Annotated in this window: 19 protein-coding genes and 1 pseudogene; 16 read left to right on the forward strand and 4 right to left on the reverse strand. The window is 73.5% G+C overall.

Annotation, left to right across the window (positions count from 1 at the left end; translation table 11 throughout):
* Positions 1-60 precede the first annotated feature (60 nt).
* Positions 61-696 carry a DJ-1/PfpI family protein gene (locus CCN29_RS15835; RefSeq protein WP_006133331.1) on the forward strand — a complete coding sequence of 212 codons (636 nt, stop codon included), beginning with the start codon at positions 61-63 and terminating at the stop codon, positions 694-696.
* Here the strand turns inward: CCN29_RS15835 and CCN29_RS15840 are convergent.
* A complete protein-coding gene (locus tag CCN29_RS15840; RefSeq protein ID WP_086682576.1) occupies positions 683-1,441 on the reverse strand; it encodes an enoyl-CoA hydratase/isomerase family protein in 759 nt (252 codons plus the stop codon). The genes CCN29_RS15835 and CCN29_RS15840 overlap by 14 nt on opposite strands.
* A gap of 129 nt (positions 1,442-1,570) precedes the next feature.
* Between CCN29_RS15840 and CCN29_RS15845 the strand changes: the two genes are divergently transcribed.
* The gene (locus CCN29_RS15845; protein ID WP_006133329.1) at positions 1,571-2,152 is read left to right on the forward strand and encodes an HdeD family acid-resistance protein; all 582 of its coding nucleotides are present in this window, start codon (positions 1,571-1,573) and stop codon (positions 2,150-2,152) included.
* 177 nt (positions 2,153-2,329) lie between these two features.
* Positions 2,330-2,791 carry an ATP-binding protein gene (locus CCN29_RS15850; protein ID WP_006133328.1) on the forward strand — a complete coding sequence of 154 codons (462 nt, stop codon included), beginning with the start codon at positions 2,330-2,332 and terminating at the stop codon, positions 2,789-2,791.
* 27 nt (positions 2,792-2,818) lie between these two features.
* Here CCN29_RS15850 and idi read toward each other — a convergent pair whose 3' ends face one another.
* The 3 genes from idi to galE form a co-directional block, all read right to left on the reverse strand.
* The gene (idi, locus tag CCN29_RS15855) at positions 2,819-3,412 is read right to left on the reverse strand and encodes an isopentenyl-diphosphate Delta-isomerase (RefSeq protein WP_006133327.1); all 594 of its coding nucleotides are present in this window, start codon (positions 3,410-3,412) and stop codon (positions 2,819-2,821) included.
* 320 nt (positions 3,413-3,732) lie between these two features.
* On the reverse strand, positions 3,733-4,671 hold the full coding sequence (locus CCN29_RS15860; protein WP_006133326.1) for a cation diffusion facilitator family transporter: 939 nt from the start codon (positions 4,669-4,671) through the stop codon (positions 3,733-3,735).
* 133 nt (positions 4,672-4,804) lie between these two features.
* Entirely contained in the window at positions 4,805-5,785 is a 981-nt protein-coding gene (gene galE / locus CCN29_RS15865) for a UDP-glucose 4-epimerase GalE (RefSeq protein WP_086682578.1), read from the reverse strand.
* 240 nt (positions 5,786-6,025) lie between these two features.
* Between galE and CCN29_RS15870 the strand changes: the two genes are divergently transcribed.
* The 13 genes and pseudogenes from CCN29_RS15870 to CCN29_RS15925 form a co-directional block, all read left to right on the forward strand.
* On the forward strand, positions 6,026-7,819 hold the full coding sequence (locus tag CCN29_RS15870; RefSeq protein WP_086682581.1) for a DUF5941 domain-containing protein: 1,794 nt from the start codon (positions 6,026-6,028) through the stop codon (positions 7,817-7,819).
* A complete protein-coding gene (locus tag CCN29_RS15875; protein WP_086682584.1) occupies positions 7,816-8,568 on the forward strand; it encodes a phosphocholine cytidylyltransferase family protein in 753 nt (250 codons plus the stop codon). The genes CCN29_RS15870 and CCN29_RS15875 overlap by 4 nt, the downstream gene beginning before the upstream one ends.
* Positions 8,556-9,617, forward strand: coding sequence for an iron-containing alcohol dehydrogenase family protein (locus tag CCN29_RS15880; RefSeq protein WP_006133322.1), 1,062 nt, complete (start codon positions 8,556-8,558; stop codon positions 9,615-9,617). The genes CCN29_RS15875 and CCN29_RS15880 overlap by 13 nt, the downstream gene beginning before the upstream one ends.
* Before the next feature lie 13 nt (positions 9,618-9,630).
* A complete protein-coding gene (locus tag CCN29_RS15885) occupies positions 9,631-10,374 on the forward strand; it encodes a CDP-alcohol phosphatidyltransferase family protein (protein ID WP_039987642.1) in 744 nt (247 codons plus the stop codon).
* 8 nt (positions 10,375-10,382) lie between these two features.
* On the forward strand, positions 10,383-11,255 hold the full coding sequence (locus tag CCN29_RS15890; protein WP_228752787.1) for a glycosyltransferase family 2 protein: 873 nt from the start codon (positions 10,383-10,385) through the stop codon (positions 11,253-11,255).
* A 93-nt stretch (positions 11,256-11,348) separates the two neighbouring features.
* The gene (locus CCN29_RS15895; RefSeq protein WP_086682589.1) at positions 11,349-12,284 is read left to right on the forward strand and encodes an ABC transporter permease; all 936 of its coding nucleotides are present in this window, start codon (positions 11,349-11,351) and stop codon (positions 12,282-12,284) included.
* Entirely contained in the window at positions 12,277-13,056 is a 780-nt protein-coding gene (locus CCN29_RS15900) for an ABC transporter ATP-binding protein (protein ID WP_006133318.1), read from the forward strand. Before CCN29_RS15895 ends, CCN29_RS15900 begins: the two co-directional genes overlap by 8 nt.
* A 360-nt stretch (positions 13,057-13,416) precedes the next feature.
* Positions 13,417-14,328, forward strand: a complete 912-nt coding sequence (gene hpnC / locus CCN29_RS15905) for a squalene synthase HpnC (protein WP_006133317.1) — start codon at positions 13,417-13,419, stop codon at positions 14,326-14,328.
* Positions 14,325-15,275, forward strand: coding sequence for a presqualene diphosphate synthase HpnD (gene hpnD / locus CCN29_RS15910; protein WP_189409719.1), 951 nt, complete (start codon positions 14,325-14,327; stop codon positions 15,273-15,275). The genes hpnC and hpnD overlap by 4 nt, the downstream gene beginning before the upstream one ends.
* Positions 15,275-15,406: a DUF6380 family protein gene (locus CCN29_RS35930; protein WP_100247946.1), complete on the forward strand. Its 132-nt coding sequence runs from the start codon at positions 15,275-15,277 to the stop codon at positions 15,404-15,406. The genes hpnD and CCN29_RS35930 overlap by 1 nt, the downstream gene beginning before the upstream one ends.
* Positions 15,403-16,833: a hydroxysqualene dehydroxylase HpnE gene (hpnE, locus tag CCN29_RS15915; protein WP_031024523.1), complete on the forward strand. Its 1,431-nt coding sequence runs from the start codon at positions 15,403-15,405 to the stop codon at positions 16,831-16,833. Before CCN29_RS35930 ends, hpnE begins: the two co-directional genes overlap by 4 nt.
* A 71-nt stretch (positions 16,834-16,904) precedes the next feature.
* Positions 16,905-17,969 (forward strand): polyprenyl synthetase family protein, encoded by a 1,065-nt coding sequence (locus CCN29_RS15920; protein ID WP_031024521.1) that lies wholly within the window; start codon positions 16,905-16,907, stop codon positions 17,967-17,969.
* 117 nt (positions 17,970-18,086) lie between these two features.
* A pseudogene (locus CCN29_RS15925) lies at positions 18,087-18,447 on the forward strand (squalene--hopene cyclase); the annotation flags it as partial.

Here is an 18,447-nt window from a genome sequence, read left to right on the forward strand (position 1 = left end):
GCCCCTGACCGCCCCCGTCCGACCGCACCCGTCCGACCGTCCGCACCAGGAAGGCCCTCCATGCAGATCGCCGTCGTCCTCTTCGACCGCTTCACCGCCCTCGACGCCGTGGGCCCCTACGAGATGCTCGTCCGCCTTCCCGGCGCCGAGACCGTCCTGGTCGCCGAGCGGCCCGGACCCGTCGGCAACGACGCCGGATCCCTCACGCTCACCGCCGACCGCTCCCTGGCCGACGTTCCGCGCCCCGACGTCGTCGTGGTCCCCGGCGGGCCCGGCCAGTCCGCGCAGATGGACAACGAGGTGCTGCTCGACTGGCTGCGCGCCGCCGACGCCGCCAGCACCTGGACCACGTCCGTGTGCACCGGCTCGCTGCTGCTCGCTGCGGCGGGACTCCTGCGCGGGCGCCGGGCCACCTCCCACTGGCTCGCCCTCGGCCACCTGGAGCGGTACGGCGCCGAGGCCACGGAGGAACGGGTGGTCACCGACGGCAAGTACGTCACCGCGGCCGGCGTCTCCTCCGGCATCGACATGGGGCTCACCCTGCTCGGGCGCCTCGCCGGCGACGACCACGCGCGGGCCGTCCAGCTGCTCACCGAGTACGACCCGCGACCGCCCTACGACGCGGGCTCGCCGCGCAAGGCCCCCGCGCACCTCGTCGAGGAGATGCGGGCGAAGAGCCGGTTCATCCTGACGTGACCGCGTTCCAGGTGAAGTGCGGCGCCCTGCGCTCCAGGAACGCCGCGACCCCCTCCGCGGTGTCGTCGCTCGCGGCGGCCTGCTCGAGCCAGTGGCCGTCGCGGTCCGTGCGGCCGTCGGCGTACTCCTTCGCCGCCGCCTGGGTCAGCAGGGACCGGGACGCCAGGACCCGGGTGAACCCGGCGACCCGCGCGTCCAGCGCGCCGACGGGCAGCACCTCGTCCACCAGTCCCGTGCGCAGCGCGCGCTCCGTGCCGATCAGCTCGCCGGAGAAGAGCAGGTACTTGGCCGTCGAGGGGCCCACCAGCGACACCAGCCGCCGGGTGGCGGAGGCCGGGTAGACGATGCCGAGCTTCGCCGGGGTCACCCCGAAGAGCGCGCCCTCCTCGGCGAACCGCAGGTCGCAGGCGGCCGCCAGCTGCGCCCCGCCGCCCACGCAGTGACCGCGCACGGCGGCCAGGGCCGGCTTGGGGAAGGCGGCGAGCGCCTCCTCGGCGGCCACGGCCAGCCGCTGCGCCTCCACGGGCGACCCCCGGAGCGTGGAGATGTCCGCCCCCGCGCAGAAGGTGCCACCGTCGCCGGTGAGCACCAGCGCCCGCACCCCCGGGTCGGCTGCCAGCGCGCCGAGCAGCGGGGGCAGCGCCGCCCACATCGCCGCCGTCATCGCGTTGCGCTTCGCGGGATGGCGGATCACGACCGTGGCGACCGAGTCGGTGACGCTGTGCAGCAGCTGCGGCTCCTCCATGCGCCGGATGCTATCCGCCCCGGTCACGGCGGTGTACGGCGGGCCGCGCGCCCGGTGTTACGAGCGTCCGGGGCGGGGGACACGGGGGAGCGGGAGCGTCGGGACGGGGAACGAGACCGGGAGGCAGCCATGACCAGGTCCACCGGAGCCGCGGGCCCGCGGGCCGACACGGCGAAGCTGAACCGCGGCTTCGGCGTGCTGGCCGTGCTCGGGGTGATCCTCGTCGTCGCCGGGCTGATCGGCCTGATCTACACGGCCGCCGCCACGCTGACCACGATGCTGCTGTTCGGCTGGCTGCTGCTGGTCGGCGGCCTGGTCGGGCTGCTCCACGCCGTGCAGGCGAGGGACACCAACTTCTTCTGGCTGGGCGTGGTCGTCGCCGCCCTGAACATCGCGGCCGGGGTGGTGGTCATCAAGACGCCGGAGGCCGCGGCCGAGGCGCTGACCATGTTCGCCGCGCTGCTGTTCCTGACCGGCGGGGTGTTCCGGCTGGTCGGCAGCCTGGTCGTACGCGGCCCGCAGTTCGGCTGGACGCTGGTGCAGGGCGCCTTCGGGCTGCTCCTCGGCATCCTGGTCCTCGCCACCTGGCCGAGCAGCAGCCAGTACGTCATCGGCACGTTCTTCTCGCTGTCCCTGCTGTTCGACGGGCTGGGACTGATCGCCACCGGCTACGGCGGCCGGCGCATCGTGGGGATGGTCGCCGGGAAGTGAACGCGCCGCGCGCACGGCCCTCCCGGCGCGCACGGGTCGCGGCACACAGCGGTACACAACGAACCCGAACGGTCGCGCGCCCGCCCGAGTCGGGCCCGAACGGTCGCAAGCGCTCGATATCCGTTGACTTGCGTTCAGTGCGAAAGGCCGGAGGCGATCGGTCCCAACACTCGACGTGTGGTGACAATCGAGCGTGAGGGTGGCGACCCGCTGCCGTACGAAGGTGTCTGGCGGTTCACCGCCCCTGCCGTGGACGCCTCGGTGCCACAGGCCCGGCACGCCGTGCGGGACCTGCTGCTGCGGCAGGGGGTGCCGGTCGCGGACGACGTGGTGCAGGGCCTGCTGCTGATCGTCTCCGAGCTGGTCACCAACGCGGTCAAACACGCGGCGCTGCTGTCCCCGATGCTCGCGGTCGAGGTCGCGGTCGGCGCCGAGTGGATCCGGGTGTCCGTGGAGGACAACCACCCCTACCGTCCCACCGCCCTGGAGAACGACTACGGCCGCACCGGCGGCCGGGGCCTGCTCCTCGTCCGGGAGATCACGCGGGAGGCCGGCGGGGCCTGCGAGGTGGAGCACACGTCCACCGGCGGCAAGGTGATCTGGGCCGCCCTGCCGCTCAAGCCCGCGCGGACCTACTGACCGGCGACCCGCCCCCCGGGGCCGGTGTCACCATCCGGCCGACGGGCCCGTCAGCTCCCGCACGGCCGGCCGGGCCGCGTCCAGCACGGTCATGAACCACGCCGAGAAGGTGTCCCGCGCGTGCCGCTCCGCCAGGTCCTCCGGCGTCACGTACGCCGTGGCGGCGACCTCGTTCCCGTCGGGCCGCAGCGGCGACTGCACCATGCCGACGAAGAGGTGGTTGAACTCCTGCTCCACCAGGCCCGAGGCCGGGTCCGGGTGGTTGTAGCGGACCGTGCCGGCCTCCGCCATCAGCGAGGGCGACACCCCCAGCTCCTCGTACGTCCGCCGGGCCGCCGCCGCGAACGGGGCCTCGCCCGGGTAGGGGTGGCCGCAGCAGGTGTTCGACCACACACCGGGGGAGTGGTACTTGCCGAGGGCCCGCTGCTGGAGCAGCAGCCGCCCGCGCTCGTCGAACAGGAACACCGAGAAGGCCCGGTGCAGCTTCCCCGGCGGCTGATGGGCGGAGAGCTTCTCCGCGGTGCCGACCGTCACGCCGTCCTCGTCGACCAGTTCCAGCAAAATCGGCTCGGCGGTGCCGCTCGACGGGCTGTTCGTCGCGGTGGCAGGTGTGATCGGCATACCCATCCTTCACTCGGTGTTCGCGCCCCAGTCTGCCGCACGAATCCGGCACTCCCGGCACTCCGGTCCTCCCCCGCATGTCCCGCCCCCGGCGCGACGGGCGGGGGAGGCGGCGGCCGGACGGCGCCGGACCCGCGCTGATCGTGCCCGTGACGGGCGTCGGAAATGCGCGTCCGCGGCACCCGCCGGAAAGAGGAGACGCCGTCACCCGGCGGAAGGCTGCGTTCCCCGGCGCATCGGCGCGCCCGGGGGCGTGCGCGTCCCCGCACGCGACACCTACGCGCCGAGTGACACCGATGAATACGGAAGCCCCACGCGCCTCAGTGGCACAGCCGCGCCTCGTGCTCCGCGTGCCCGCTCGGCTCCAGCTGGAAGGTGCAGTGCTGCACGTCGAAGTGGCCGCCCAGGCAGTCCTGAAGCTCGTGCAGCATCTTCTCGTGCCCGATCGCGTTCAGCGTGTCCGCGCTGACCACCACGTGCGCGGAGAGCACCGGCATCCCCGAGGTGATCGTCCAGGCGTGCAGGTCGTGCACGTCCTCCACCCCCGGCGTGTTCAGGATGTGCGCCCGCACCTCGGCCATGTCCACGCCCTTGGGCGCCGCCTCCAGCAGCACGTCGAGCGTCTCGCGCAGCAGGCGCAGCGTCCGAGGCACGATCATCAGCGCGATGACCAGCGAGGCGACCGGGTCGGCGGCCGTCCAGCCGGTGGTGACGATCACCAGCGCCGCCACGATCACCGTGACCGAGCCGAGCGCGTCCGCCGCCACCTCCAGGAAGGCGCCGCGCACGTTCAGGCTCTCCTTCTGGCCGCGCATCAGCAGCGACAGCGACACCAGGTTGGCGGCCAGGCCGACGGCGCCGAACACCATCGCCAGACCGCCCTCCGTGGCCGCCGGCGTGATGAACCGCTGGATCGCCTCGTACAGCACGTAGCCGCCGACGCCGAGCAGCAGCAGGCAGTTGGCCAGCGCCGCGAGGATCTCCGCGCGGGCCAGCCCGAAGGTGCGCCGATCGCTCGGCGGGCGGCCCGCGAAGTGGATGGCGAGCAGGGCCATGCCCAGCCCCAGGGCGTCGGTCGCCATGTGCGCCGAGTCCGCGACCAGGGCGAGCGAGTCGGCCAGCAGACCGCCGACGATCTGCACGACCATCACGAAGACCGTGATCGCCAGCGCGATCCGCAGCCTCCCCCGGTACGCCGCGCTGACCGTGCCGCCGGCCGGCGCCCCGTGCGCGTGCCCGTGATCGTGGCCTGCCCCCATGCTCGCCGCCGCCCTTCCGCCGTCGCCTGCCGCTGCCCTTCCGGAGCACAGTGAACTACGGGGAGGGGGTATCGGGCAACGCGGCACTGAACACCGTTGTCATGTGCCCTGACCTGCGGAAACGATCCGCAGGTCAGGCGCGCGGGGCGCCCTGGAACAGCTGCCAGCCCTCCCAGGCCGACTCGACCATCTCGCGCACCGAGCGGCGCGCGGTCCAGCCCAGGCGCTCGCTCGCGAGGGCGGCCGACGCCACCGCGCGGGGCGGGTCACCGGGACGCCGCGGCTCGACCAGCGGGGTGGTGGTCTCGCCGGTGACCTCCCCGATGACCGTGATCAGCTCCCGTACGGAGACGCCCTCGCCGCGTCCGACGTTCAGCGTCAGATCGCCCTCGACGCCGCCCTCCGACAGCGTCCGCACCGCCGCCAGGTGCGCCTCGGCGAGGTCGGCCACATGGATGTAGTCCCGGATGCAGGTGCCGTCCGGGGTCGGGTAGTCGTCGCCGAAGATGCGCGGCGCCTCGCCGCGGGTGATCCGGTCGAAGACCATCGGCACGATGTTGTAGACGCCGGTGTCGGCCAGCTCGGGGGCCGCCGCGCCCGCCACGTTGAAGTAGCGCAGGCATACCGTGTCGATGCCGTGCGCCCGGCCCGCCGCCCGCACCAGCCACTCCCCGGCGAGTTTGGTCTCGCCGTAGGGGTTCACGGGGGCGCAGGGCGTGTCCTCGGTGATGAGGTCCACGTGCGGGTCGCCGTACACGGCCGCGGACGAGGAGAAGACGAAGCGCCGCACGCCCGCCTCCGCGACGGCGTCCAGCAGGGTCGCGAGGCCCCCCAGGTTCTCCCGGTAGTAGCGGGTGGGCTGCTCCACCGACTCGCCGGGCTGCTTGCGCGCCGCCAGGTGCAGCACGCCGGTCGCGCCGTGCTCGGTGAGCACCTTGGTCAGCAGGTCGCCGTCCAGCGCGGAGCCGCTGACCAGCGGGACGCCCTCGGGCAGCCGCGCCGGGACCCCGGCGGAGAGGTCGTCCAGCACGACGACACGCTCCCCGGCGTCGGTCATGGCCCGCACCACATGGGCCCCGATGTATCCGGCTCCGCCGGTGATCAGCCACGTCATGGTGGTCCACCCTAAGGCGAGCCACCGGCGCGGTTTGTGAGCCGGGGCCGGTATCCCCGATGATGAGCGCGGCACAGGAACGGGCGAACCGCGTCGATCCGGTCGGCGAACGGGCGGTGAACGCGGGCTTCCGAGTATCCGATAGCCTCTGCCGACATGCCGCCCGCAGGGCCTCCGGACGGGCGCATCACCGTGTACATGACCGGCGTGGACGCGTCGCCCCAGGGAGTGAGTTTTCGGTTGCCGACCGCCATCGTCACCGGCCCCCCGGTCCCCGGCTCGTCACTCGAGCGCGACCTGCGCTCCCTGGGCTTCGACGTGCGGACCGCCGCCGGCGCCGCGGAGGCCGAGACGCTGCTCGCCGGGGTCCCCGGTGAGGACCGGGTCGCGCTCGTCGACACCCGGTTCGTCGGACACGTGCACGCCCTGCGGCTCGGCCTGACCGACCCCCGCTTCCCGCTCTCCGCGATCCCCGGCGCCGTCACCGCCCAGCGGTCCGGCCGCCAGGCCCTGACCCGCGCGATGGCCCGCGAGAACTCCGCCTCCGGACAGCGCGCGGGCAACGGCACGCTCGTGGAGGGCCTCCCGGACCGGGTCACCGCCGCCCTCGACACCGACGTGCACCGCCCCGAGCTCGGCAGCCTGGTCGCCGCCGTCCCCGCCGACCCGCAGGCGCGCAACGAGGCCCGGCAGGCCGTCGCCGCCGTGGACGAGGAGGCCGTCCGCCTCAGGTCCGCCGTCAAGGCCCGCGACGGCTTCTTCACCACCTTCTGCGTCAGCCCCTACTCGCGCCACCTCGCGCGCTGGTGCGCCCGCCGCGGACTGACCCCGAACCAGGTCACCACCGCCTCCCTGCTCACCGCCCTGATCGCGGCCGGCTGCGCCGCCACCGGCACGCGCGCCGGCTACGTCGCCGCGGGCGTGCTGCTCCTCGCCTCGTTCGTCCTGGACTGCGCCGACGGCCAGCTGGCCCGGTACTCCTTGCAGTACTCCACGCTGGGCGCCTGGCTCGACGCCACGTTCGACCGGGCCAAGGAGTACGCCTTCTACGCCGGCCTCGCCCTCGGCGCCGCGCGCGACGGCGACGACGTCTGGGCCCTGGCGCTCGGCGCCATAATCCTCCAGTCCTGCCGGCACGTGATCGACTTCTCCTTCGCCGAGGGCCGGGCCGGCTCCGCGGGCGGACCCGCCGCCGCCCTGTCGGGCCGCCTGGACCGCGTCGGCTGGACGGTCTGGGTGCGCCGCATGATCGTCCTGCCGATCGGCGAACGCTGGGCCCTGATCGCCGTCCTCACCGCCGTCACCACCCCCCGCGTCACCTTCTGGGTGCTGCTCGCCGGCTGCGCCTTCGCCGCCGCGTACACCACGGCCGGGCGGGTCCTGCGTTCCGTGCGCCGCCCCGCGACGGACGGGGACGGGGCCGCCCGCGCGGCCCGGGCCCTGGCCGACCTCGCCGACGGCGGACCGCTCTCCGCACTCGCGCACCGCTTCCGGGCGCGCGGCGGCGTGGCGGCCGCCGCCCTCGGCGCGGTGCTGGTGACGGGCTCCGCCCTGGTGTGGGGCGCCGGATGGCAGACCGTCCTGGCCGCCCTCGCCTACGTGATCTGCTCCGCCGCAGCCGTCGGCCGCCCCCTCACCGGCCGCCTCGACTGGCTCGTCCCCCCGCTGTTCCGCGCCGCCGAGTACGGAACCGTCCTGGTACTGGCGGCCGACGCGGAGGTGAACGGAGCCCTTCCGGCGGCCTACGGACTGGTGTCCGCGGTCGCCTACCATCACTACGACACGGTCTACCGCATCCGCGGCGACGCGGGCGCGCCCCCGCGTGCGCTGGTGCGGGCGATCGGGGGGCACGAAGGTCGCACGCTTGCGGTCGCCGTCCTGGCGGCCGTGCTCACCGCGTCCGGATTCACCGTCGCGCTCACGGCCCTCGCCGTGGCCGTGGCTCTCGTGGTGCTCGCCGAGAGCATCCGCTTCTGGGTCGCCGCCCACCAGGGTGGCGCACCCGCCGTACACGACGAAGGAGAACCCGCATGATCGGCCTCGTGCTGGCGGCCGGCGCCGGCCGGCGTCTGCGCCCCTACACCGACACCCTGCCCAAGGCGCTGGTGCCGGTGGGGCCCGCGGGCATAGAAGGGGAGCCGACGGTCCTCGACCTGACGCTCGGCAACTTCGCGGAGATCGGGCTGACCGAGGTGGGTGTCGTGGTCGGCTACCGCAAGGAGGCCGTGTACGCGCGCAAGGAGGCGCTGGAGGCCACGTACGGGCTGAAGCTCACGCTCATCGACAACGACAAGGCGGAGGAGTGGAACAACGCCTACTCGCTGTGGTGCGCGCGGGACGCCCTGAAGGACGGGGTGATCCTCGCCAACGGCGACACGGTGCACCCGGTGTCGGTGGAGCGGACGCTGCTGGACGCGCGCGGTGACGGCAGGAAGATCATCCTGGCGCTGGACACGGTGAAGAAGCTCGCCGACGAGGAGATGAAGGTCGTCGTCGACCCGGCGAAGGGGATGACGCGGATCACGAAGCTGATGGACCCGGCGGAGGCGACCGGCGAGTACATCGGCGTGACGCTGATCGAGGGCGACGCGGCCGTGGAGCTGGCGGACGCGCTGAAGGCGACGTTCGAGCGGGACCCGCAGCTGTACTACGAGGACGGCTACCAGGAGCTGGTGAACCGGGGCTTCCGGATCGACGTGGCGCCGATCGGCGACGTCCGGTGGGTCGAGATCGACAACCACGACGACCTCGCCCGCGGACGGGAGATCGCGTGCCAGTACTGACCCGGCTCATCCCCTCGCCGGTCGTCGTCGACATCCGCCCCGGCGCCCTCGACGACCTGGCCTGCGTCCTGGCCGACGAGCGCATCTCGCAGTCCGGCCGGCTCGCCATCGCCGTCAGCGGCGGCTCCGGCGCCCGGCTGCGTGACCGCGTCGCGCCCTCGCTGCCCGGCGCCGACTGGTTCGAGGTCGGCGGCGGCACCATCGACGACGCGGTCCGGCTGGCCGGCGCCATCCAGGGCGGCCGCTACGACGCGGTGGTCGGCCTCGGCGGCGGGAAGATCATCGACTGCGCCAAGTTCGCCTCGGCGCGCGTCGGCCTGCCCCTGGTCGCGGTCGCCACCAACCTCGCCCACGACGGCCTGTGCTCACCGGTCGCCACCCTCGACAACGACGCGGGCCGCGGCTCCTACGGCGTGCCCAACCCGATCGCGGTCGTGATCGACCTCAACGTCATCCGCGAGGCCCCGGTCCGGTACGTCCGCTCGGGCATCGGCGACGTCGTCTCCAACATCTCCGCCGTCGCGGACTGGGAGCTGTCCCACCGCGTCAACGGCGAGAAGATCGACGGACTCGCCGCCGCCATGGCCCGGCAGGCCGGCGAGGCCGTGCTCCGTCACCCGGGCGGCGTCGACGACGACGGCTTCCTCCAGGTGCTGGCCGAGGCGCTGGTCCTCACCGGCATCTCGATGTCCGTCTCCGGCGACTCCCGGCCCTCCTCCGGCGCCTGCCACGAGATCAACCACGCCTTCGACCTGCTCCATCCGCAGCGCGCCGCCGCCCACGGCGAGCAGTGCGGACTGGGCGCCGCCTTCGCGATGTACCTGCGCGGCGCGCACGAGGAGTCGGCGGCCATGGCCGAGGTGCTGCGCAGGCACGGGCTGCCGGTGCTGCCCGAGGAGATCGGGTTCACCGTCGACGAGTTCGTCCGCGTCGTCGAGTACGCCCCCGAGACCCGCCCCGGCCGCTTCACCATCCTCGAACACCTCGCCCTGACCCCCGAACAGATCAAGGACGTCTACGCCGACTATGTCAAGGCCATCGGTAGCTGAACTCCGTCCGGTCGTGCACCCCGCGGGGGTCAAGGACCGGCGCAGCGGTGAGCACTGGATGGGACGCCTCTACATGCGCGAGGTGTCCCTGCGGGTCGACCGCTACCTGGTGAACACCCGCGTCACCCCCAACCAGCTCACGTATCTGATGACCCTCTGCGGTGTCCTCGCGGCCCCCGCCCTCCTGGTGCCCGGCATCACGGGGGCGGTCCTCGGGGTGGTCGCGGTCCAGCTGTACCTGCTGCTGGACTGCGTCGACGGCGAGATCGCCCGCTGGCGCAAGCAGTACTCCCTCGGCGGCGTCTACATGGACCGCGTCGGCGCCTATCTGACCGACGCCGCCGTGCTGGTCGGCCTCGGTCTGCGCGCCGCCGACCTGTGGGGCACCGGTCGCATCGACTGGCTGTGGGCCTTCCTCGGCACCCTCGCCGCGCTGGGCGCGATACTCATCAAGGCGGAGACCGACCTGGTCGGCGTCGCCCGCCACCAGAACGGCCTGCCGCCGGTGAAGGAGTCCGCCTCCGAGCCGCGCTCCTCCGGCATGGCGCTGGCCCGCCGGGCCGCCGCCGCCCTGAAGTTCCACCGGCTGATCCTGGGCATAGAGGCGTCCCTGCTGATCCTGCTCCTCGCGATCCTCGACAACGCCCGCGGCGACCTGTTCTTCACCCGGCTCGGCACCGCCGTGCTGGCCGGGATCGCGCTGCTCCAGACCCTGCTGCACCTCGTGTCCGTCCTCGTCTCCAGCAGGCTGAAGTGAGCGCGGGCATGAAGGTCGGCGCGGTGATCATCACCATGGGCAACCGCCCCGACGAACTGCGCGCCCTGCTCGACTCGGTCGCCAAGCAGGACGGCGACCCCGTCCAGGTCGTGGTCGTCGGCAACGGCTCGCCCGTGCCGGACGTCCCCGACGGCGTGAAGACCGTCGAGCTGCCCGAGAACCTCGGCATCCCCGGTGGGCGCAACGTCGGCATCGAGGCGTTCGGGCCCGGCGGCCGGGACGTCGACATCCTGCTCTTCCTCGACGACGACGGCCTGCTCGCGCACACCGACACCGCCGAGCTGTGCCGGAAGGCGTTCGCCGAGGACCCGGCGCTCGGCATCATCAGCTTCCGCATCGCCGACCCCGACACCGGCGTCACCCAGCGCCGGCACGTGCCCCGGCTGCGCGCCTCCGACCCGATGCGCTCCTCCCGCGTGACCACCTTCCTCGGCGGCGCCAACGCGGTCCGCACCCAGGTGTTCGCCGAGGTCGGCGGCCTGCCGGACGAGTTCTTCTACGCCCACGAGGAGACCGACCTGGCCTGGCGCGCCCTCGACGCCGGCTGGATGATCGACTACCGGTCGGACATGGTGCTGTACCACCCGACGACCGCCCCCTCCCGGCACGCGGTGTACCACCGCATGGTGGCCCGCAACCGCGTCTGGCTCGCCCGGCGCAACCTGCCCGCCCTCCTCGTCCCGGTGTACCTGGGCGTCTGGCTGCTCCTCACCCTCCTGCGGCGTCCCTCGGGCCCCGCGCTCAAGGCGTGGTTCGGGGGCTTCAAGGAGGGCTGGAGCTCGCCCTGCGGCCCCCGCCGTCCCATGAAGTGGCGTACGGTGTGGCGGCTGACCCGGCTGGGCCGGCCCCCGGTGATCTGACAGGCTTCGAGTCCGGGGACCCGGCACCGCCCGGTCCCCGGCTCCGGCAGGCCCGCGCGGGCCACGCACATCGAGGACGAAAGTTATCCACCCGTGAGTGAGACAACGCACGACGGCACGGTCGCGGTCGGCGCGCCCGCGTCGCCCGACGAGGGCCTCCCGGCGGCCGAGCTGGCCGCCAAGTACGGGCTGTCCGTGAGCGGCGCCCGCCCGTCCCTCGGCGCGTACGTCCGTCAGCTGTGGGGGCGGCGTCACTTCATCCTGGCGTTCTCGCAGGCCAAGCTGACCGCGCAGTACAGCAAGGCGAAGCTGGGGCAGCTGTGGCAGGTGGCGACGCCGCTGCTGAACGCGGCGGTGTACTTCTTCATCTTCGGCCTGCTGCTGGGCGCCCGGCGCGGGATCCCGAGCGACGTGTACGTGCCGTTCCTGGTGACGGGCGTGTTCGTGTTCACCTTCACGCAGAGCTCGGTGCTCGCGGGCGTGCGGGCGATCTCGGGGAACCTGGGGCTGGTGCGGGCGCTGCACTTCCCGCGGGCGTCGCTGCCGATCTCGTTCGCGCTCCAGCAGCTCCAGCAGCTGCTGTTCTCCATGATCGTGCTGGTCGTGATCATGGTGGCGTTCCGGAGCTATCCGGACCTGTCGTGGCTGCTGGTGGTGCCGGCGCTGGCGCTCCAGGTCGTGTTCAACACGGGGCTCGCGCTGATCTTCGCGCGGATGGGCAGCAAGACGCCCGACCTGGCGCAGCTGATGCCGTTCGTGCTGCGGACCTGGATGTACGCGTCCGGCGTGATGTTCTCCATCCCGGCGATGCTGGCGGACAAGAACGTGCCGTCCTGGCTGGCGGACGTCCTCCAGTGGAACCCGGCCGCCATCTACATGGACCTGGTGCGTTTCGCGCTGATCGACGGGTACGGCTCGTCGTACCTGCCGCCGCACGTCTGGGCGTTCGCCCTGGGCTGGGCGGTGCTGGCCGGCGTGGTCGGCTTCGTCTACTTCTGGAAGGCAGAGGAGAGGTACGGCCGTGGCTGACGACACGACGGGCGCGCGGGTGCCCACCGTCATCGCGGACGACCTGCACATCGTCTACCGCGTCAACGGCGCCAGGACCGGCAGGGGCAGCGCCACCGCGGCGCTCAGCCGGATCCTCAAGCGCGGCGAGGAGCGGGGCGTGCGCACGGTGCACGCCGTGCGCGGGGTGTCCTTCGTGGCCTACCGGGGCGAGGCCATCGGCCTGATCGGGTCGAACGGCTCCGGCAAGTCGACCCTGCTGCGGGCCATCGCCGGGCTGCTGCCCGCCGAGCGCGGCAAGGTCTACACCGACGGCCAGCCGTCCCTGCTCGGTGTCAACGCGGCCCTGATGAACGACCTCACCGGTGAGCGGAACATCATCCTCGGCGGGCTCGCGATGGGCATGTCGCGCGAGGAGATCAAGGCGCGCTACCAGGAGATCGTCGACTTCTCCGGCATCAACGAGAAGGGTGACTTCATCACCCTGCCGATGCGCACGTACTCCTCCGGCATGGCGGCCCGCCTGCGCTTCTCCATCGCCGCCGCCAAGGACCACGACGTGCTGATGATCGACGAGGCGCTCGCCACCGGCGACCGCTCCTTCCAGAAGCGCTCCGAGGCCCGTATCCGGGAGCTGCGCAAGCACGCCGGCACGGTGTTCCTCGTCAGCCACAACAACAAGTCCATCCGCGACACCTGCGACCGGGTGCTGTGGCTGGAGCGCGGCGAGCTGCGCATGGACGGGCCGACCGACGAGGTGCTCCGCGAGTACGAGAAGTTCACGGGCAAGTAGCCCGCTTCGCCCAGGGCCTCGCCGGAACGGACCGGCGGGGCCCGGCGTCTGCAAAAGATGCGTCAACTCCGCGCGCACGGCGGAATCTTGACGCCGGGGGATGTGTTGTCGTGGTCCTCGGAAGACCCCCGTCGAGGAACGGCGCGTTGTACGACGTAAGCTGTACCGGTCCCGAAAGGCGGCAATCAGGGCCATAATGCCCGACACCATTCCTCGGCGTCGTCGGGTCGACGCCTGGGCGGCGTGTCCGAAATAGTGTGAATTGGGTCAGCAGTGTAGAACGGGAGATGTGACGGCAATGGCTTCGGAGACTCCCCGGCTGAACTCAGCATGCGCCGTCCTCTTCCCGGGCAGTCCGCGATGACGGCCGCCGGTCCGGCCCGCCCCGCCGACCTCGAACGGGCCACCCTCGACAAGGCCGCCGCCGAGAACTTCCCGGTGGCGCCCTTCTTCCTGCCCAGGGCCTGGCGCGACGACCTCATGGCCGTCTACGGCTTCGCCCGTCTGGTCGACGACATCGGCGACGGCGACCTGGCCCCCGGCGGCGCCGACGCCCGGGCCCTCGGCGTCCCCGACGACGAGGCCGGCGACCGCCTCGCCGTCCTCGACGCCCTGGAAGCCGAGCTTCACCGCGTGTTCGACCCCGCGGGACCGGGCCCCCGCCACCCCCTGCTGCGCCGCCTGGAGCCCACGGTCCGCCGCCGCGCGCTGACCCCCGCGCCGTTCCTCGGCCTGATCGCCGCGAACCGTCAGGACCAGCTGGTCACGCGCTACGAGACCTACGACGACCTGCTCGCCTACTGCGAACTGTCGGCCAACCCGGTCGGCCGCCTCGTGCTCGCCGTCACCGGGACCGCCACCCCGGAGCGCGTCCGCCGCTCCGACGCGATCTGCACCGCCCTCCAGATCGTCGAGCACCTCCAGGACGTCGCCGAGGACCTCGGCCGCGACCGCATCTATCTGCCCGCCGCGGACATGAAGCGCTTCCACGTCCAGGAGGCCGACCTCGCCGCGCCCACCGCCGGCGCCTCGGTGCGCGCACTCGTCGCGTTCCAGGCGCAGCGCGCCCTCGACCTGCTGGACGAGGGCGCGCCCCTGGTGGGCAGCGTCCGCGGCAGGCTCAGACTCCTGCTCGCGGGGTTCGTGGCGGGAGGAAGGGCGGCCGTCCGCGCGATCGCGGCCGCCGACTACGACGTACTTCCCGGCCCGCCCAAGCCCGGCACACCGCAGCTGCTGCGCGAGGCGGGCGTGACTCTGCGAGGAAAGGGGTGATCCGGACCGTGGAGTCGCAATCTTCCGCGTCCGCACCGGTACTCGCCGCCTACAGCTACTGCGAGACCGTCACCGGACAGCAGGCGCGCAACTTCGCCTACGGCATCCGGCTGCTGCCGACGCCCAAGCGGCGTGCCATGTCGGCCCTGTACGCCTTCTCCCGGCGGGTCGACGACATCGGCGACGGCCCGCTCGCCGACGACGTCAAGGCCGCCCGCCTCGACGACACCCGCGCGCTGCTCACCCGGATCCGCGAGGGCGCGGTCGAGGAGGACGACACCGACCCGGTCGCGGTCGCCCTCGCCCACGCCGCCGCGCACTTCCCGATCCCCCTCGGCGGCCTGGACGAACTGATCGACGGCGTCCGGATGGACCTGCGCGGGGACACGTACGAGACCTGGGACGACCTGAAGGTCTACTGCCGCTGTGTCGCCGGCGCCATCGGACGGCTCTCGCTGGGCGTGTTCGGCACCGAGCCGGGCGCGCGCGGCGTCGAACGCGCCTCCGAGTACGCCGACACGCTGGGCCTGGCGCTCCAGCTCACCAACATCCTGCGCGACGTCCGCGAGGACGCCGAGAACGGGCGCACCTACCTGCCCGCCGACGACCTCGCCAAGTTCGGCTGCTCCGCGGGATTCGCCGGGCCGACACCCTCGGAGGGCGCCGACTTCGCGGGCCTGGTGCACTTCGAGGTGCGCAGGGCCCGGGCCCTGTTCGCCGAGGGCTACCGGCTGCTCCCGCTGCTCGACCGGCGCAGCGGCGCCTGCGTCGCCGCCATGGCCGGCATCTACCGCCGCCTCCTGGACCGCATCGAGCGCGACCCCGAGGCCGTGCTGCGCGGCCGGGTCTCCCTGCCCGGCCGCGAGAAGGCGTACGTGGCGGTGCGCGGCCTGTCCGGTCTCGACACCCGGCACGTCGCCCGGCGCACCGTCGGGAGGCGCGCCTGATGGACACCCCGTACCCGGAGCACCCGGACGACAAGCGGCGGGCAACCCTCCGCCGCGCCGCCGCGTCCCTCACCGAGACGGCCGGCCGCGCACCTGTCACGCGGCCCGGCCGGGCAGGGGAGGGCGCATGAGCCACGGCACACGCGACGAGGGGGCCCCGCGCACGGACGGCCCGGTCCCGCCGGGCCGCCACGCCGTCGTGGTCGGCGGCGGACTGGCCGGCACCACCGCCGCCCTCGCCCTCGCCGACGCCGGCGTGCGCGTCACCCTGCTCGAAGGGCGGCCCCGCCTCGGCGGACTCGCCTTCTCCTTCCGGCGCGGCGACCTGACCGTCGACAACGGCCAGCACGTCTACCTGCGCTGCTGCACCGCCTACCGCTGGTTCCTCGACCGCATCGGGGGAGCGGACCTCGCGCCGCTCCAGGACCGCCTCGACGTGCCCGTGGTCGACGCCCGCCGTCCCGAGGGGCGGCGTCTGGGCCGGCTGCGGCGCGACCCGCTGCCCGTGCCCCTGCACCTGGGCCGCAGCCTCGCCGCCTACCCCCACCTCTCCCTCGCCGACCGGGCCAAGGTGGGCCGGGCCGCGCTCGCCCTCAAGGGCCTCGACCTCGACGACCCCGCCCTGGACGAGCGGGACTTCGGCAGCTGGCTCGCCGCCCACGGCCAGTCGCCCCGCGCCGTCGAGGCCCTGTGGGACCTGGTCGGGGTCGCCACCCTCAACGCCGTCGCGGGCGACTCCTCCCTGGCGCTCGCCGCGATGGTCTTCAAGACCGGCCTGCTCTCCGACCCGGGCGCCGCCGACATCGGCTGGGCCCGCGTGCCGCTCGGCGACCTGCACGACCGGCTCGCCCGCGAGGCCCTCGACGCCGCCGGCGTGCGCACCGGAACCCGCACCCGCGTCACCTCCGTCCGCGCCGGCGACGGCGGCGGCTGGACGGTCGACGTCCCCGGCGAGACGCTCCGCGCCGACGCCGTCGTCCTCGCCGTGCCCCAGCGCGAGGCGTACGACCTGCTGCCGGCGGGCGCGCTCGACGACCCCGAGCGGCTGCTGGGCATCGGCACCGCCCCCATCCTCAACGTCCACGTCGTCTACGACCGCACGGTCCTCACCCGGCCCTTCTTCGCCGCCCTCGGCACCCCCGTGCAGTGGGTCTTCGACCGCACCGACGCCTCCGGACTGCGCCACGGCCAGTACCTGGCGCTGTCCCAGTCGGTCGCCCACGACGACATCGACGCGCCCGTCGCCGCCCTGCGCGAGCGGTACCTGCCCGAACTGGAGCGGCTGCTGCCGCGCACCCGCGACGCCGAGGTCCTGGACTTCTTCGTCACCCGGGAGCGCACCGCCACCTTCGCCCCCGCCCCCGGCGTCGGACGCCTCAGGCCCGGCGCCCGCACCAAGGCACCCGGCCTCTACCTGGCCGGAGCGTGGACCGCCACCGGGTGGCCCGCGACCATGGAGAGTGCGGTCCGCAGCGGCGTCGGCGCGGCGGACGCCGCGCTGGGCGCCCTCGGCCGGCCCCGCCCGCGCCACCTCTTCGCCCTCGAGGAGGCGGCCTGATGCTGCAGCAGAGCGGCGCGGCAGGTCCCCGCACCCCCGGTACCGCAACAAGAGGAGAGACTGTGCCCACTGTGCCCCCGGCCTCGCAGGCCGCTCGAAGGACCGCGGTGGACGTGTCCGCGCTCCTGGAGCGCGGCCGGACCCTGGCCACGCCGGTACTGCGGGCGGCCGTCGACCGCCTGGCGCCTCCCATGGACACGGTCGCCGCCTACCACTTCGGCTGGATCGACGCCCAGGGCCGGCCCGCGGACGGCGACGGCGGCAAGGCCGTGCGCCCCGCCCTCGCCGTGCTGTCCGCCGAGGTCACCGGCGCCGCCCCGGAGACCGGCGTGCCCGGCGCGGTCGCCGTCGAGCTGGTCCACAACTTCTCGCTGCTGCACGACGACCTGATGGACGGCGACGAGCAGCGCCGGCACCGCGACACCGTCTGGAAGGTGCACGGCCCCGCGCAGGCCATCCTGGTCGGCGACGCCCTGTTCGCCCTGGCCAACGAGGTGCTGCTGGAACTCGGCACCGTCGAGGCCGGCCGCGCCACCCGCCGCCTCACCCGGGCCAGCCGCGCCCTCATCGACGGGCAGGCCCAGGACATCTCCTACGAGCACCGCGACCGCGTCAGCGTCGAGGAGTGCCTGGAGATGGAGGGCAACAAGACCGGCGCCCTGCTCGCCTGCGCCAGCTCCATCGGCGCGGTCCTCGGCGGCGCGGACGAGCGCACCGCCGACGCCCTGGAGCGCTACGGCCACCATCTGGGCCTGGCCTTCCAGGCGGTCGACGACCTGCTCGGCATCTGGGGCGACCCCGACTCCACCGGCAAGCAGACCTGGAGCGACCTGCGCCAGCGCAAGAAGTCCCTCCCGGTGGTGGCCGCGCTCGCCGCGGACGGCCCGGCCGCCGCCCGGCTCGGCGAGATCCTCGCCGCCGACGCCAAAAGCAGCGACTTCGCGAACTTCTCCGAGGAGGAGTTCGCGGCCCGTGCCGCCCTCATCGAGGAGGCCGGCGGCCGCGACTGGACCGCCGAGGAGGCACGACGTCAGCACACCATCGCCATCGAGGCCCTCGACCTCGTGGACATGCCCGACCGGGTGCGGGAACAGTTCACGGCGCTCGCGGACTTCGTCGTCGTACGAAAGAGATGATCACTATCGGCCGAATAGCCCTCGCGTAGTCGCCGGCCGGTGGGACGGGAGTCCCCACCGGCCGACGGCGGACCCACAGCAGACGCACCACTTGCAGGACTGCACGAAGGGGAAGCCATGACAGCGACGACCGACGGAAGCACCGGGGCGGCCTCGCCGTCCCGGCTCACCGCGGCCAGCGAACACGACACCGACATCCCCGAGGCGGCCGGGGTACCCGACATCGCCGCCCGCGCCGTACGGCGCGNNCTCGAGACCAACGTCACGATGGACGCCGAGGACCTGCTGCTGCGTCAGTTCCTCGGCATCCGCGACGAGGACACCACCCGCGCCGCCGCCCTGTTCATCCGCGGCGAGCAGCGCGAGGACGGCACCTGGGCCACCTTCCACGGCGGCCCCGGCGATCTCTCCGCCACCGTCGAGGCGTACGTCGCGCTGCGGCTGGCCGGCGACGCCCCCGACGCCCCGCACATGGCGA

It is taken from the genome of Streptomyces pseudogriseolus (assembly GCA_002154585.1).
Classification (GTDB): Bacteria; Actinomycetota; Actinomycetes; order Streptomycetales; family Streptomycetaceae; genus Streptomyces; species Streptomyces pseudogriseolus.

What these genes read in the sequence shown, in the direction of transcription:
- CCN29_RS15835 (WP_006133331.1), top strand. Translation starts at nt 61, where the DNA reads ATGCAGATCGCCGTCGTCCTCTTCGACCGCTTCACCGCCCTCGACGCC.
- CCN29_RS15840 (WP_086682576.1), bottom strand. Translation starts at nt 1,441, where the DNA reads ATGGAGGAGCCGCAGCTGCTGCACAGCGTCACCGACTCGGTCGCCACG.
- CCN29_RS15845 (WP_006133329.1), top strand. Translation starts at nt 1,571, where the DNA reads ATGACCAGGTCCACCGGAGCCGCGGGCCCGCGGGCCGACACGGCGAAG.
- idi (WP_006133327.1), bottom strand. Translation starts at nt 3,412, where the DNA reads ATGCCGATCACACCTGCCACCGCGACGAACAGCCCGTCGAGCGGCACC.
- CCN29_RS15860 (WP_006133326.1), bottom strand. Translation starts at nt 4,671, where the DNA reads ATGGGGGCAGGCCACGATCACGGGCACGCGCACGGGGCGCCGGCCGGC.
- galE (WP_086682578.1), bottom strand. Translation starts at nt 5,785, where the DNA reads ATGACGTGGCTGATCACCGGCGGAGCCGGATACATCGGGGCCCATGTG.
- CCN29_RS15875 (WP_086682584.1), top strand. Translation starts at nt 7,816, where the DNA reads ATGATCGGCCTCGTGCTGGCGGCCGGCGCCGGCCGGCGTCTGCGCCCC.
- CCN29_RS15890 (WP_228752787.1), top strand. Translation starts at nt 10,383, where the DNA reads ATGAAGGTCGGCGCGGTGATCATCACCATGGGCAACCGCCCCGACGAA.
- hpnC (WP_006133317.1), top strand. Translation starts at nt 13,417, where the DNA reads ATGACGGCCGCCGGTCCGGCCCGCCCCGCCGACCTCGAACGGGCCACC.
- CCN29_RS35930 (WP_100247946.1), top strand. Translation starts at nt 15,275, where the DNA reads ATGGACACCCCGTACCCGGAGCACCCGGACGACAAGCGGCGGGCAACC.
- hpnE (WP_031024523.1), top strand. Translation starts at nt 15,403, where the DNA reads ATGAGCCACGGCACACGCGACGAGGGGGCCCCGCGCACGGACGGCCCG.